The organism is Alcanivorax sp. VBW004, from assembly GCF_009718865.1.
GTDB lineage: Bacteria > Pseudomonadota > Gammaproteobacteria > Pseudomonadales > Alcanivoracaceae > Alcanivorax.
This window is the reverse complement of the sequence record NZ_WNHC01000001.1, coordinates 1,549,409-1,564,242: the sequence shown is the minus strand read 5'-3', so window position 1 is coordinate 1,564,242 and position 14,834 is coordinate 1,549,409. Positions and strand designations below refer to the sequence as shown.

Here is a 14,834-nt window from a genome sequence, read left to right as displayed (position 1 = left end):
TATTGCCGATTACCGATATGGCAGAGGCTACAACCTACCGGATTCTACGGCTTATTATTGCAATATAGTGTTACTGACCGCCCGGCAAGGCAAAAGGTTGCGACATCTGGAATACCACATCCTCCGGATTGCCTCCCTGGCTCACACCCAACAGCATGGGCCAGGCACGCCGCACTTCCAGTTCGAAGCGCCCATCTGCCAGTCGGGCATCCACCAGCGACTCACTCTCCGGCCCCACCACTTGCAAGGTCGGCTGCGTATTGTCCATGCTCAAACGACCCTGCAGCACCGGTACCGTTGCGGAGCCATTGCGGCCCCAGGTGACCGTGCCGCCGCCGTACTGCAGCGTGCCCTGCAATGCCTTGATCTTGCCATCACCAAAGGTAATCTGCATCAGGGTCGCGTCCACACGCCCGTCTGCACTGCCCTGGGGAATATGGTCAGCCACCAGCGCCACCGGCAACGACAGCCGGGTCTGCTGCAATTGCCAGTCACCCCAATCTGCACCCAGCCAGCCGGACAGGCGCGCGGCGTCATCATCACTGCGGGTCTTCAGTGCCAGGCCTGGCACCAGCCCGTGCCAGTCCAGCGCCCACTGCACTGTTCCCTGGCGGCGCTGCCATTGCCAGTCCGCCTGCCCGTCCCACCAGAGCCCCTGGGGGTTAGTGATGGCCAGCGGTGCACCGCCAGGCCGCAGGGCCGGGACGCGCTCCACCAATACAGCTGCTGGCATCAGCAGCAGCAGGAACAGTAGCAGGCTGACGCTGAAAAGCAGCGCCAGTGTTATTTTTCGTGGCATAACGGAGCCGGTTTCCTGTCTACCGATCAGAACGGGATGTCGTCGTCGAAGTCATCCGCCGGGCCGCTGAAACCGCCGCCCTGGTTGCTATTCTGGTTCTGCGCCGGCTGGCCGCCTCCGGACTGGCTATCGTAGCCACCCTGATTGCCCTGAGCCGGGGAAGACTGGGTATATCCGCCGCCCTGGCCGCCGCCGTCACCGCGCCCATCCAGCATCTGCATCTCGTTGGCCACGATTTCGGTGGTGTAACGATCCTGGCCGTCCTGCCCCTGCCACTTGCGGGTACGGATAGAGCCTTCGATGTACACCTTGGAGCCTTTTTTCAGGTACTCGCCAGCAATCTCGCCCAGCTTGTTGAAAAACACCACCCGGTGCCATTCGGTGCGTTCCTGCATCTGGCCGCTCTGACGGTCTTTCCAGCTTTCACTGGTGGCCAGCCGCACATTCGTGACAGCGCCACCGCTGGGCATAAAGCGGGTTTCCGGGTCCGCCCCCAGGTTACCAATCAAAATTACCTTGTTAACGCCGCGCGCCATGTTTCTCTCCGTGACTTCTTATGGTCTGACTACTGTCTATCTTCTCGTTATCGCCGCTGGACGACAAACTCAATCAAGCTGTCCATTGTGTCAGCTTTGTCCGGCTCCGGCGACACCCTGTAACTGTTGCTCATCCAGCTGGCCGGCATCCACCTTCAGCAGAGCCAGGGCCTGCTCTTCTACAATCACTGTTTCTACCACCCCCGGCACGGATTTCAGCCGCTCAGTCAGGGCCTGCCAGTCCTGCCCGGGAGACAACGGCAGAACCCGGTTATCCAGCTTGGGCAGCTCTTTCATGCCCACCAACACCAGCAGCCAGATCAGCGCCAGTGCACCGCAGCCATAAAAAACGGCTTCCGCGCCCACCCATTGATACAGCGCGCCACCCATTTGCCCGCCGACAAACACGCCCAGAAACTGGCTGGTGGAATACACCCCCATGGCCGTTCCGCGGGTGCCGGCCGGGGCAGCGCGCCCCACCAGCGAGGGCAACAAGGCTTCCAGCAGGTTAAAAGCCGTAAAGAAAACCAGCAAGGCCAGGACAAAATGCCACAATTGCGCGCCAGCCAGCGCCAGCAGCAACTGGGAAACCGCCAGCAACACTACCGCCAGACGCTTCATGGGCACCGCTCCGCGGCGCTCCGCCCGGATAATCAAGGGCACCATGGCCAGGAACCCTGCCACCAGCACCGCCAGATACAACAAGCTGTGGCTTTGCAGCGTCAGCCCCAGGCGCTCGCTAAGCAGGGCAGGCACCACCACAAAGGATGCGGTCATGATCAGATGCAGGCTAAAAATGCCCACATCAAAACGCAGCAATGTCTTACTGCCCAATACGCGGCGGAAGCGCTCCGACGCGGGCAATGCCTCACCCTGCAAGGCTTTCGGAGCCGGCACCACAAAAGCAACCAGCAAGGCAAAGCCCCCCAGCACCGAGGTCATCCAGAACAGGCCGGACAAGCCCAGCCAGCCCGCCAGCAAGGGCCCCAGAATCAGTGCCAGAACAAAAGAGCCGCCCACCGACATGCCAATCAGCGCCATGGCCCGGGTACGGTGTTTTTCCGTCACCACATCACCAATCAACGCCATGATCACGCTGGCGATGGCCCCGGCCCCCTGCAGCGCCCGCCCCGCAATCACTCCGTAAATATGGTCACTCATGGCCGCCACTGCGCCACCGGCAATAAACAGCAACAGGCCAATTAACAGTAACGGACGACGCCCAAAACGGTCCGAGAGCATGCCAAACGGAATCTGCAGCAATGCCTGCATCAGGCCATAGGCGCCAATGGCCGTACCGATCAAAAGCGGGGAAGCCCCTTCAAGGGCCTGCCCGTAGACTGCAAAAATCGGCAGGATCATGAACAAACCAAACATCCGCAACGCGAAAATAGTTGCCAGATAACCCGTGGTTTTCAGTTCTGTCCGCTGCAGGGCATGGGAAGATGATGCCGTCATGAACCGTGATCGCTCCTAACCCGGAGAGGCCGCTGCACCGCAGCACACAGCTGCCGCAACCCCGGCCGATACAAAAGGGCACGCAGTGTAGCAGATTCCGGCCCCGTCAGGACCAGTGCCCGGAAGACCCGGTCCACAACCTTTGATCGTGAAATCGGTAAAACTCGACTGCATCAAATTGAACCCCCGCCAAAGCGGTGATAAATTGACAGGCTGATCAGTTTTTTTTCTTAGGTGTTTGCCTGAGCAATCACGGACGGGGCCAATGAATAGCCAAGAACATACCCAGCAAGTTTACGTGGTCGGCAGCCAACAGCTGCAAAACGCCCTGCTTACAGAGTTTCTCGTCAAGGAAGACGTGGCAGCCAAGAGCATTCCCACCGCCCTGGATATCACCACCGAGATCCTGCGCGAACAGAACCAGAACCTGTTTCTGGTGGACTACCACTCAGTGGACGTGAATGAAGTCATCGCCCACTTGCTGGAAGCCGACCAGGAAGTGGAAAGCGATGTCCTGATCGCCGTTTTCAACGTGGACAGCGATGAGTCACTCTCCAAACTGGCCGGGCTTCCCATGGTCAACGGCGGCTTTCAGCACGACTGCCCCCAGGCCCTGCTCAGCAAAGGCATCAAGGCCATTTTCGACGGCGAGCTGTGGTTCCCGCGCGCCGTCCTGCAGACCTACCTGATGAAGAGCCGGACCTTCAACAAGACGTTCTCCCGTAGCGAGGTCAGCCTGACAGACCGGGAAGTGGAAGTGCTGAAAGTCATGGCCACCGGCGCCAAGAACTCGGAAATCGCCAGCAGCCTGAATCTGAGCCCGCACACCATCAAGACCCACATCTACAACATCTTCAAGAAAATCAACGCCTCCAACCGCCTGCAAGCGGTGAACTGGGCCCAGGAAAATCTGTAACCACGCCTGACGCAAGACGCCAAATGCCTGACGCCGGCTTTTCGCATCCTGCGTCTGGCGTCGGGCGTCCAGCGTCCCTTATACTGCCCTGTTCATTTTGACAGTACTCAGGGGCAGTAGATGGATACCATTCTGGTTCGTGGCGCACGCACCCATAACCTGAAGAACGTGGACCTGGATATTCCCCGGGACAAGCTGGTGGTTATTACCGGCCTGTCCGGTTCCGGCAAATCGTCCCTGGCGTTCGACACCCTGTACGCGGAAGGTCAGCGCCGCTATGTGGAATCGCTGTCCACCTATGCCCGCCAGTTCCTGTCGATGATGGAAAAGCCCGATGTGGACCACATCGAAGGGCTGAGCCCCGCCATTTCCATTGAACAGAAGTCCACCAGCCACAACCCGCGCTCCACCGTGGGCACCATCACCGAAATCTACGACTATCTGCGCCTGTTGTTCGCCCGGGTCGGCGAGCCCCGCTGCCCCGAGCATGATGCCCCGCTTGCCGCGCAAACCATCAGCCAGATGGTGGACCAGGTGCTGACCATGGAAGAAGGCAGCAAGCTGATGCTGCTGGCCCCGGTCATCCGCGAAAAGAAAGGCGAGCACGTTCACCTGTTCGAAGAACTGCGCGCCCAGGGCTTTATCCGGGTACGCATTGATGGCCGCATCTACGACATGGACGACACTCCGGACCTGGACAAGAACAAGAAGCACACCATCGAAGTGGTGGTGGATCGCTTCAAGGTCCGCGACGACCTGCAGAACCGTCTGGCCGAATCGTTCGAGACTGCCCTGAACCTGGCCGACGATATCGCCGTGATCGCGCCCATGGACGGCGACGGCGAAGAAACCACTTTCTCCGCCAAATTCGCCTGCCCCAGCTGTGGCTACTCGATCCCCGAACTGGAACCTCGCCTGTTCTCGTTCAATAACCCGGCCGGTGCCTGCCCCAGCTGTGACGGCCTGGGCATGAAACAGTTCTTCGATGAAGGCAAGGTGATCAACTCCGACGAGCTGTCTCTCTCCGAAGGCGCCATCCGTGGCTGGGACCGACGCAACGTCTATTACTTCCAGATGCTCAATTCCCTGTCCCAGAGCATTGGTTTCGACATGGACGCGGCATTTAAAGACCTCCCCAAGGAGGTCCGCAAGAAGGTGCTACATGGCACCGGCAAGGAAAGCATCGAATTCCGCTACCTGAACGACCGCGGCGATATCATCAAGCGTAACCATCCGTTCGAGGGCATCATTCCCAACATGGAACGCCGTTACCGGGAAACCGAATCCGATGCGGTACGCGAAGACCTGCTCAGCTACATGTCGACCTCCAGCTGCCCCAGCTGCAACGGCTCACGCCTGCGCGAGGCCGCCCGCCATGTCTTTATTGAACAGACCACCCTGCCGGAAGTGGTGCGTCTGGCGGTGGGCAAGGCCCACGCCTACTTTAGCGAGCTCAAGCTGCCCGGTAGCAGAGGCGAAATCGCCGACAAGATTCTCAAGGAAATCCGCGACCGCCTGCAGTTTCTGGTTAACGTGGGGCTGGAATATCTGACGCTGGAGCGCAGTGCAGAAACCCTCTCCGGGGGCGAGGCCCAGCGTATTCGCCTGGCCAGCCAGATTGGCGCCGGCCTGGTGGGCGTGATGTATGTGCTGGATGAGCCGTCTATCGGCTTGCATCAGCGCGACAACGAGCGCCTGCTCAGCACCCTCACCCGCCTGCGGGACCTGGGCAATACGGTGCTCGTGGTGGAGCACGATGAAGACGCTATTCGTCTGGCTGATCACGTCATTGATATCGGCCCCGGCGCCGGCGTCCACGGCGGCGAGGTTATCGCCCAGGGCAGCGCCCAGGACGTGGCGGACAACCCCGCGTCACTCACCGGTGACTACCTGTCCGGGCGCAAGCAAATCGCCATTCCCGCCCAACACCGGGAGCACAATGACGATCGCTGGCTGACCTTGCACGGCGCCACCGGCAACAACCTGAAAGGGCACCCGCTGAATATTCCGGTCGGGTTGCTGACCTGCATCACCGGCGTGTCCGGCTCCGGCAAATCCACGCTGATCAACAGCACCCTGTACCCGCTGGCGGCCACCAAACTCAACAAGGCCACCACCCTGACCGCGGGCCCCCATGAGTCCATCGACGGTCTTGAGCATTTCGACAAGGTGGTGGATATCGACCAAAGCCCCATTGGTCGCACCCCGCGCTCCAACCCGGCCACCTATACCGGTATTTTCACTCCGGTGCGGGAATTGTTCGCAGGCACCCAGGAAGCCCGTGCCCGCGGCTACAAACCCGGCCGCTTCAGCTTCAACGTGAAAGGGGGTCGCTGCGAAGCCTGCCAGGGTGACGGGGTCATCAAGGTAGAAATGCACTTCCTGCCCGACATCTATGTTCCCTGTGAAGTTTGTGAAGGAAGGCGCTACAACCGGGAAACCCTGGAAATCACCTACAAGGGTAAAAATATCTTCGAAGTGCTCGACCTGACTATCGAAGATGCCCGCGAGTTTTTCGATGCCGTACCGTCGCTGGCACGCAAACTCCAGACCCTCATGGATGTGGGCCTCAGCTATGTGAAACTCGGCCAGGCAGCCACCACGCTATCCGGCGGCGAAGCCCAGCGGGTCAAACTGGCCAAGGAATTGTCACGCAGGGATACCGGCAACACCTTGTACATCCTCGACGAGCCCACCACCGGCCTGCACTTCCATGACATCCAGCTCCTGCTGGACGTACTCAATCGCCTGGCCGACCACGGTAATTCTGTGGTGGTGATCGAACACAACCTGGATGTGATCAAGACCGCTGACTGGATCGTGGATCTGGGTCCCGAGGGCGGTGACGGTGGCGGTGAGATCATCGCCGAAGGCACCCCGGAAGAAGTCGCCAAGGTGAAAGGCAGCCATACCGGGCGTTTTCTTAAGCCCATGCTTGGATAATAATAAGAATGAACACCATCACACCTTATCTGCTACTTTGCGTCTTAACCTGTTGTTCCATCCTTACAGGATGCAAGAGTGCTAAAACGCTTTATAACGGCGTGGCTTGTGGGGCCGGAGCGATATGCACAGAAGCTTACCCCCTAGAGTCACTGTCAGACACAAGAAGCGCTGAAAAGATCGTCATCGCACCACCGTTTTTCGAGCTTGAGATACGCGATCGTGATGGCGATTACCACCCATTTCCGACGATGCTCGAGCATATTCCACCTGATACTATCCAGTATTATCAGAAACATGCCGACGCCTACGAAATCTCCCTCTCCATGCCTTCCGCAGGCCTCTCGGGTCACTTGGACGAATTTCAGAATCTATACTTCGACACCTTCATTGATTTTGCACCTATTGACCGCCCATCCCCGAGCGTAAAAGGCTTTCTGCAGGCAATGGCTACAGGCCCTGAGCGACAAAATCCTGTAAAGACAGACGCCATTAGACTTGACGGGAACCGGGCAGCAGAACGACTGGACGTGAATGAGGCATGCTGCATCCTGCTCACCCGTGTGAGAGGCTGGCATGAAAGCCGGGAGAGCTATAACGCCTCCGTGACCAGCGCCATCATATTCAGCTCCTTAGCAGGCAGTAGCGGTGCCGCCTCTTATGCAGGAGAGGTCGTTGTGGACATGGCAGTTATTCGGCTCGAAGACGGGAAGCTCATCTGGAGCTCTCAAACCACCGGGCCGGTCAGTGGCCTTGCCATACGAAGAGGGATCACCCCGTATTATTCTGCTGTCGCCAATCTTCGCCTGGGCTCGAGCGATAAATGACCCCCTGACTGTGCTTTACTGCACAATATCAGCCTTTGTCATACCTTCGCCACCACCCCCAAACATGAGCGTCACAACCCGCTCACAGACCCAACCTCCAACGCAACGCTGGAGGCTGATCATGAAATGGATATGGGCCTGGAAAGGATGCATCGCCACCCTGGCTATCGGCATGGCAACCGTGGCGTGTGCCAGCCAGGATCACAAAGATAGCGGCACGAACACGATTACGCTCGGCCCTCGCCCCTATTACCTTGTCTCTGATATGGATAGCGGGCCAGCCAAAGAGACCCTGCAGGCCTGCGCCGCGGAGCGCCGCCCGCAGCGACGAAGCGACTTTTCCATCGGCCACCGCGGCGCACCGCTGCAATTCCCGGAACACACTGAAGAATCCTACCGTGCAGCAGCGCGTATGGGCGCAGGCATTGTGGAATGTGACGTTACCTTTACCAAAGATCGGGAGCTGGTTTGCCGTCATTCACAGTGCGATCTCCATACCACCACCAACATCCTGGAAACCGAACTGGCCAACCAGTGCAGCGAACCGTTCAGCCCGTTTGATGGCACACGCGCCGCCAGTGCGAAATGCTGCACCAGTGACATCACTCTGGCCCAATTCAAAACCCTGAAAGGGAAGATGGATGGCGCCAACCCTCAAGCCACCACCGTTGACGAGTACCTGAATGGCACCCCCGACTGGCGCACCGAGCTCTACCGCCAACGCGGCACCCTGCTCAGCCACCAGGAAAGCATCGCCCTGTTCCGCCAGCTGGGAGTCAAGATGACCCCGGAACTGAAGGCCCCTCAAGTTCCCATGCCCTACCAGGGCGACTACAGCCAGCAGGACTATGCACGGCAAATGATCCGTGACTACCAAGAGGCCGGCGTCAGTCCCCATCGCGTCTATCCACAATCATTCAATCTGGAAGATGTTCGCTATTGGTTATCGGCCACACCGGCCTTTGGCCGTCAGGCGGTCTACCTCGACGGCCGTGACAGCAGCGGACTCGACCCGCAAAACCCCGGCACCTGGCAGCCCGACATGGCAACGCTGAAAGGCTACGGGGTCAACATCATCGCCCCGCCGCTATGGATGCTGGTCACCACCGATGCCCAGAACCGCATCATCCCCAGCGTCTATGCCCGCTCCGCACAACAGGCCGGCCTGGATATGATTGCCTGGTCCCTGGAGCGCTCCGGACCATTGGCCAACGGCGGCGGCTGGTACTACCAAAGTATTCCTTCGGCCACCAATAACGACGGTGATACCCTGACGCTACTGGATGTTTTAGCTCGCCAGGTGGGCGTCATCGGTGTCTTTTCCGACTGGCCCGCCACCACCACCTTTTATGCCAACTGCCTGCGACAACACCGCGCCCCACGCTCCCACGCACGACAATAGCGCAGCCGCACCACACTTTGCCCCGCCCGCCCTGTGGCGGGGCATTATCGCCCCCAGGCGGGCCTGAATTGATGGCACGCTTTCTGCTTTGTACCAGGCTATACACAGGCCGAGGAGTACCAATATGGAATCCACCCCGGACCACCGTTGGCTGATGCAGTACAACATTGTTAATCTGGTCAATCAGTGTCGGCGCTTGATCCGCGCCGAGTTCGACGAAAACCTTTCCCTCACCGACCCACAACTGCGCTTCAAGCTGGCTCACTTCGCCGGCCGTACCTGCTCTCAGGGGCTCCAACGGCTGTACGGTGAAATTCGGCTTGCACTACTCAAGCTGGAAGGCGCCGACCCGGAACCACAGCAGCCGCCCGCACCAGTAGTGCGACGCTACCGGGGACAAGCGATCAGCCCAGCGCCTGAAGAGCCCCCCAGACAAACGGCCACACGCTCACGCTCGACACAAAAGGCCGTTATTTACCGGGGAAGGACGGTCGCACAAGGGTAGAAAAGCAAGGCACAACCTTGTCAGGCGGAGAACTGAAAAATACTTAAATCCAGCGGCTGGCTCTCCCCCAGCCACATCACCAACTCCGTATGATCACGAAGATCGTCACCACTGAGGCCATGCACAAACACGGTTAGGCCGTTACGGCTGGCCATTAACCAGGGAATAACCTCCCCTGCCAAACGGCGCGGGATGGTCAGCTGACAGCTCCAGCATGGGTGCGGCCCCACCGGCTTGCGGTGCATATGACCCATGGGCACGGAAAAGTGTTGGTGTGCAGCCTGGCAGAGAGCCGCCGCTTGGGAAAAGGTGTGTTCGTCGAAATAGACGTGTGCGTGAAAACCGTTAATCGCCATACGCTGTGCCCGTTAATAACAACTCCAGCATAGCCGATGCTTTCACACTTGCAACAGGCACAAAAAAACCGGGCACAGGGCCCGGTTTTTTTCTGGAACGGTTAACGCTTACTCTTCGTCAGCATCAACCAGTTCAGGACGGTCAACCAGCTCAACATAGGCCATCGGTGCGTTATCGCCCGCACGGAAACCCATCTTGAGAATGCGGATGTAGCCACCCGGACGCTCCTGGTAACGAGGACCCAGCTCGTTGAACAGCTTACCGACCATTTCCTTTGAACGGGTACGGTCGAAAGCCAGACGACGGTTAGCGACGGAGTCTTCCTTAGCCAGAGTGATCAGCGGCTCAGCCACACGACGCAGCTCTTTGGCTTTCGGCAGAGTGGTCTTGATCGCTTCGTGCTCGAGCAGAGACACAGCCATGTTACGGAACATCGCCTGACGATGAGAGCTGTTCCGATTCAGTTTTCTGCCGCTTTTGCGATGACGCATGATTCTGTTCCTATGTTCAGGGGCGCTTCACAGCGTCCACAACAACTAATTAGCGCAATTTGGTGTTCAGCCGGTCATCATCCCGCAGGCTGACCGGTGGCCAGTTCTCGAGACGCATGCCCAGTGACAGACCTTTAGAGGCCAGCACATCTTTGATCTCGGTCAGCGACTTCTTACCCAGGTTCGGGGTTTTCAGCAGCTCAACCTCGGTACGCTGTACCAGATCACCGATGTAGTAGATGTTTTCCGCTTTCAGACAGTTAGCGGAACGAACGGTCAGCTCAAGATCATCCACCGGACGCAGCAGGATAGGATCGATTTCCTCACGCTCCTGCTTCGGCTCAGGCTTGGCATCCTGCTCCAAGTCTACAAACACCGCAATCTGCTGCTGCAGAATCGTTGCTGCACGACGAATCGCTTCTTCCGGATCAATGGTTCCGTCTGTTTCCAGATCGATAACCAGTTTGTCCAGGTCAGTACGCTGCTCAACACGGGCCGCTTCAACCACGTAGGCCACGCGACGAACCGGGCTGTAGCTGGCATCCAGCTGCAAACGGCCAATACCACGAGTCTCGTCGTCTTCAGACTGACGGGAATCCGCAGCAACATAGCCACGCCCTTTCTGAACCTTCAGCTTCACACGCAGTTCGGTGTCGCCGGTGATGGTGCAGATCAGGTGATCCGGATTAACAATCTCAACGCTGTGATCGCGCTGGATGTCATTCGCGGTTACAGCGCCCGGGCCTTTTTTGACCAGCTCGAGGGTCGCTTCTTCGCGATCTTCCATCTGCAGGGCAACGCCCTTCAGGTTCAGCAGGATGTTGATCACATCTTCCTGAACCCCTTCGATAGAAGAGTATTCATGCTGCACACCGTCGATCTCCACTTCGGTGATCGCACAGCCGGGCATGCTGGAGATCAGGATGCGGCGCAGCGCAGTCCCCAGAGTGTGGCCAAAACCACGCTCCAGCGGTTCCAGAACCACTTTGGCGTGGGTCTGGTTGATCGCGTTGACCGCGATCGAGCGGGGCGTGAGAAAGTCGTTCACGGCGGTCATAGAGATCCCTCAGGCAGTCCTTACTTGGAGTACAGCTCGACGATCAGATTTTCGTTGATCTCGGCAGGCAGGTCGATACGCTCAGGCTTCGCCTTGTAGGTACCTTCCAGCTTCTTGTCATCAACTTCAATCCACGGCATAAAGCCGCGCTGCTGAGCGAGCTCCATGGCGTTTTTCACGCGCAGCTGGTTCTTGGACTTCTCGCGAACGTTGATCTGGTCGCCAGGCTTCACCTGGTAAGACGCAACATTCACAGACTGGCCGTTAACCAGAATGGCACGGTGGCTAACCAGCTGACGCGCTTCGGAACGGGTAGAACCAAAGCCCATGCGGTAAACCACGTTGTCCAGACGGCCTTCCAGCAGCTGCAGCAGGACTTCGCCTGTTGCGCCCTTGGAAGCGGCCGCTTTCTTGTAGTAGCTACGGAACTGCTTTTCCAGCACACCATAGGTACGACGAACTTTTTGCTTCTCGCGCAGCTGAACACCGTAGTCAGACAGCCGTGCCGGGCGACGCCCGCTTGCACCAGCAGCCTGGCCAGGAGCCTGCTCAGCTTTACACTTGGATTCCAGAGGGCGGATACCGCTCTTCAGGAACAGATCAGTGCCTTCTCGACGGGAAAGCTTGCACTTGGGACCGATGTATCTTGCCATCTTGCTCTAACTCCCGTTACACGCGACGCTTTTTAGGCGGACGGCAACCGTTATGGGGAATCGGCGTTACGTCCTCAATATGGGTGATCTTGTATCCGCAGCCGTTCAGGGCGCGAATAGAAGATTCACGACCCGGACCGGGGCCTTTCACCCGCACTTCAAGATTTTTCAGACCGTAGTCCTTCGCAGCATTACCCGCGTTTTCAGCCGCCACCTGGGCAGCAAACGGGGTGCTTTTACGGGAACCACGGAAACCAGCACCACCGGAGGTCGCCCAAGACAACGCATTGCCCTGACGATCAGTGATGGTGATGATGGTGTTGTTGAAGGAAGCGTGCACGTGCGCAATACCGTCCGCAACGGTGCGCGTTACCTTCTTACGACGTGCGCCACTATCTTTCTTTGACTTAGCCATAATGCCTATCCAAATCCAGCCGCTGTCTAATTCAGCTTATTTGCGAATCGGTTTACGCGGACCTTTACGGGTGCGCGCATTGGTCTTGGTACGCTGACCGCGAAGCGGCAAGCCGCGACGATGGCGAATACCACGGTAGCAACCGAGGTCCATCAGACGCTTAATGTTCATGTTGATTTCCCGGCGCAGGTCACCTTCGGTAGAGAACTTGGCAACTTCGCCACGAATGGCATCAAGTTGCTCACCGGTCAGCTCGCGAACTTTCGCGGTCTGCTCAATACCAGTCGCTACGCAGATTGATGCTGCGCGGGTGCGACCGATCCCGAAGATGTAGGTGAGAGAAATCACCGTGTGCTTATTTTCCGGGATGTTAACGCCTGCAATACGGGCCATCCGAATATCTCCGATTCACAAAACGGGTGGCGCCAGGCTCACAGGCGCCGAAAGGCGGCAGAGTCTAGCGCTACACCGACTGAATTTCAACCAAACACTTAAAAGAAGACTAAACCTTAACCCTGGCGCTGCTTGTGCCGGGGTTCGGCACTGCAGATTACCATGACACGCCCCTTACGACGGATCACTTTGCAGTTACGGCAGATCTTCTTTACAGAAGCCTGAACTTTCATCGCACTCGCCTCGTTCGTTAACGCACCAGACCGGTGCCACCATACCCTTTCAGGTTGGATTTCTTCATCAACTTCTCGTACTGGGTGGACGTCAGGTGCGAATTAACCTGCGACCAGAAGTCCATTACCACTACCACAACGATCAGCAGAGAGGTGCCGCCCAGGTAAAAGGGCACATTGGCAACAGCTTGCAGACCCAGCGGCAGTAAGCACACCAGCGTCATGTATACCGCACCGATCAGAGTCAAACGCCCCATCACCGTGTCGATATAGCGAGCGGACTGCTCGCCCGGGCGAATGCCCGGAATATAAGCGCCGGATTTCTTCAGGTTGTCAGCGACATCCTTCGGATTGAACACCAGCGCTGTATAAAAGTAGCAAAAGAACACAATTGCCAGGGTAAACAGCAGAATATACAGCGGCGTACCCGGCAGCAGAGCTTCACTGACATTACGCAGTGCCTGGCCCCACCATGAATCCGGATTGGAGTCACTGAACCACTGGGTCAGGGACGCCGGAAACAACAATATAGAGCTGGCAAAAATCGCAGGAATTACCCCTGCCATGTTCACCTTCAGCGGCAGATGACTCTGCTGTGCTGCATACACACGACGCCCTTGCTGACGGCGCGCATAGTTTACCGTAATACGGCGTTGCCCGCGCTCCACGTACACCACACCGAAAATCACGGCCATGGCGACCAGGAACACAAACAGCATCATGATCAGGCTGAGGTCGCCGGTACGCGCAGATTCAAACGTCTGCGCCACCGCACCAGGCAGGCCGGACACGATGGAGGCGAAAATCAGCATGGAGATACCATTGCCGATACCGCGCTCGGTAATCTGTTCACCCAGCCACATCAGGAAGACAGTACCCGTAACCAGGGTGCTGACTGCCACAAAGTAGAAGCTGGCAATTTGCATGGTGCTGGCTGTTTCAGGCAGTAGCGTAATGCCCTGGCTGTTAAGGCCGGCCACCATACCAAAAGACTGAATCGCCCCCAGTGCCACCGTCAGATAACGGGTGTACTGGGTGATCTTGCGCCGCCCTTGCTCACCTTCTTTACGAAGCTGCTCAAGTGTGGGCACTACGGCCGTCATCAGCTGAATCACGATGCTGGCTGTAATGTAGGGCATGATGCCCAACGCAAAGATACTCATGCGCTCCAGTGAACCACCAGAGAACATGTTGAACAGGCCAAGAATGGTGTCCCGGTTATTGTTGAACATCTGTTGCAACGCTTCCGGGTTCATGCCCGGGACCGGGATATGCGCCCCGACCCGGAACACCACCAGGGCGCCCAACAGAAAACCGATCCGCCGCCACAGTTCACGCATTGCGTTACCGTCAGCTTTCGGCGCACCGCCATTTAGTGTTTGAGCGCGATTCTTCGCCATAAAGCGCAGCCTTACTCTTCGACTTTACCGCCAGCTTTTTCAACCGCTTCACGGGCGCCTTTGGAAATGGCCACACCACGAACGGTCACTGCACGATCAATTTCACCTTGCAGAACAATCTTGGCCCGCTTCATGTCACGGCGAACAACGTTGGCTGCTTTCAAAGAAGCCAGGTCGATCACGTCACCTTCCACTTTTGCCAGCTCAGCAAGACGGACTTCAGCAGTACCCATTGCCAGCTTGGACGTGAAGCCGAACTTCGGCACACGACGCTGCAGCGGCATTTGACCACCTTCGAAACCTGGCTTCACGGTACCACCGGAGCGAGACTTCTGACCTTTATGACCACGGCCACCAGTCTTGCCCAAGCCGGAACCGATACCGCGACCTACGCGCTTACCTTCCGGACGGGAACCTTCAGCAGGATGCAAATCATTAAGACGCATCAC

The 14,834-nt window shown here is 57.9% G+C and carries 17 protein-coding genes; 5 read left to right on the top strand and 12 right to left on the bottom strand.

Annotated features, from left to right (window positions below):
- Window positions 1–70: 70 nt before the first annotated feature.
- The 3 genes from gspN to F1529_RS07185 form a co-directional block, all read right to left on the bottom strand.
- Entirely contained in the window at window positions 71–799 is a 729-nt protein-coding gene (gene gspN / locus F1529_RS07195; protein ID WP_155133249.1) for a type II secretion system protein N, read from the bottom strand.
- A gap of 26 nt (window positions 800–825) precedes the next feature.
- Window positions 826–1,335 (bottom strand): single-stranded DNA-binding protein, encoded by a 510-nt coding sequence (gene ssb, locus F1529_RS07190; protein ID WP_155133246.1) that lies wholly within the window; start codon window positions 1,333–1,335, stop codon window positions 826–828.
- A 90-nt stretch (window positions 1,336–1,425) separates the two neighbouring features.
- Window positions 1,426–2,793 carry an MFS transporter gene (locus tag F1529_RS07185; protein ID WP_155133243.1) on the bottom strand — a complete coding sequence of 456 codons (1,368 nt, stop codon included), beginning with the start codon at window positions 2,791–2,793 and terminating at the stop codon, window positions 1,426–1,428.
- 265 nt (window positions 2,794–3,058) lie between these two features.
- Here F1529_RS07185 and F1529_RS07180 point away from each other — a divergent pair, with 265 nt between their 5' ends.
- From F1529_RS07180 to F1529_RS07160, 5 genes are all read left to right on the top strand, one after another.
- Window positions 3,059–3,709 carry a response regulator transcription factor gene (locus tag F1529_RS07180; protein WP_007148438.1) on the top strand — a complete coding sequence of 217 codons (651 nt, stop codon included), beginning with the start codon at window positions 3,059–3,061 and terminating at the stop codon, window positions 3,707–3,709.
- Window positions 3,710–3,829: 120 nt separating this feature from the next.
- Window positions 3,830–6,652 carry an excinuclease ABC subunit UvrA gene (gene uvrA / locus F1529_RS07175; RefSeq protein WP_155133240.1) on the top strand — a complete coding sequence of 941 codons (2,823 nt, stop codon included), beginning with the start codon at window positions 3,830–3,832 and terminating at the stop codon, window positions 6,650–6,652.
- A gap of 8 nt (window positions 6,653–6,660) precedes the next feature.
- Window positions 6,661–7,479, top strand: coding sequence for a hypothetical protein (locus F1529_RS07170; protein ID WP_155133237.1), 819 nt, complete (start codon window positions 6,661–6,663; stop codon window positions 7,477–7,479).
- A 121-nt stretch (window positions 7,480–7,600) separates the two neighbouring features.
- Window positions 7,601–8,881, top strand: a complete 1,281-nt coding sequence (locus tag F1529_RS07165; protein ID WP_196220377.1) for a glycerophosphodiester phosphodiesterase family protein — start codon at window positions 7,601–7,603, stop codon at window positions 8,879–8,881.
- Between the two features lie 124 nt (window positions 8,882–9,005).
- Complete coding sequence (locus tag F1529_RS07160) at window positions 9,006–9,386, top strand: hypothetical protein (RefSeq protein WP_155133234.1); 381 nt, start codon at window positions 9,006–9,008, stop codon at window positions 9,384–9,386.
- Window positions 9,387–9,406: 20 nt separating this feature from the next.
- Here the strand turns inward: F1529_RS07160 and F1529_RS07155 are convergent, their stop codons facing one another.
- From F1529_RS07155 to rplO, 9 genes are all read right to left on the bottom strand, one after another.
- Window positions 9,407–9,742, bottom strand: coding sequence for a DOPA 4,5-dioxygenase family protein (locus F1529_RS07155; protein WP_155133231.1), 336 nt, complete (start codon window positions 9,740–9,742; stop codon window positions 9,407–9,409).
- A 108-nt stretch (window positions 9,743–9,850) separates the two neighbouring features.
- Window positions 9,851–10,234, bottom strand: coding sequence for a 50S ribosomal protein L17 (gene rplQ, locus F1529_RS07150; RefSeq protein WP_011587709.1), 384 nt, complete (start codon window positions 10,232–10,234; stop codon window positions 9,851–9,853).
- A gap of 49 nt (window positions 10,235–10,283) precedes the next feature.
- Entirely contained in the window at window positions 10,284–11,291 is a 1,008-nt protein-coding gene (gene rpoA / locus F1529_RS07145; protein ID WP_007150795.1) for a DNA-directed RNA polymerase subunit alpha, read from the bottom strand.
- Between the two features lie 20 nt (window positions 11,292–11,311).
- A complete protein-coding gene (gene rpsD / locus F1529_RS07140) occupies window positions 11,312–11,944 on the bottom strand; it encodes a 30S ribosomal protein S4 (RefSeq protein ID WP_007148340.1) in 633 nt (210 codons plus the stop codon).
- A gap of 16 nt (window positions 11,945–11,960) precedes the next feature.
- On the bottom strand, window positions 11,961–12,359 hold the full coding sequence (gene rpsK, locus F1529_RS07135) for a 30S ribosomal protein S11 (RefSeq protein WP_011587706.1): 399 nt from the start codon (window positions 12,357–12,359) through the stop codon (window positions 11,961–11,963).
- A 36-nt stretch (window positions 12,360–12,395) separates the two neighbouring features.
- Window positions 12,396–12,752 carry a 30S ribosomal protein S13 gene (gene rpsM / locus F1529_RS07130; RefSeq protein ID WP_007150589.1) on the bottom strand — a complete coding sequence of 119 codons (357 nt, stop codon included), beginning with the start codon at window positions 12,750–12,752 and terminating at the stop codon, window positions 12,396–12,398.
- Window positions 12,753–12,868: 116 nt separating this feature from the next.
- Complete coding sequence (gene rpmJ / locus F1529_RS07125; RefSeq protein WP_008928865.1) at window positions 12,869–12,985, bottom strand: 50S ribosomal protein L36; 117 nt, start codon at window positions 12,983–12,985, stop codon at window positions 12,869–12,871.
- Window positions 12,986–13,002: 17 nt separating this feature from the next.
- Window positions 13,003–14,385 (bottom strand): preprotein translocase subunit SecY, encoded by a 1,383-nt coding sequence (gene secY, locus F1529_RS07120; RefSeq protein WP_039926807.1) that lies wholly within the window; start codon window positions 14,383–14,385, stop codon window positions 13,003–13,005.
- A gap of 11 nt (window positions 14,386–14,396) precedes the next feature.
- Window positions 14,397–14,831, bottom strand: a complete 435-nt coding sequence (gene rplO / locus F1529_RS07115) for a 50S ribosomal protein L15 (RefSeq protein ID WP_007151502.1) — start codon at window positions 14,829–14,831, stop codon at window positions 14,397–14,399.
- Between the last annotated feature and the right edge of the window lie 3 nt (window positions 14,832–14,834).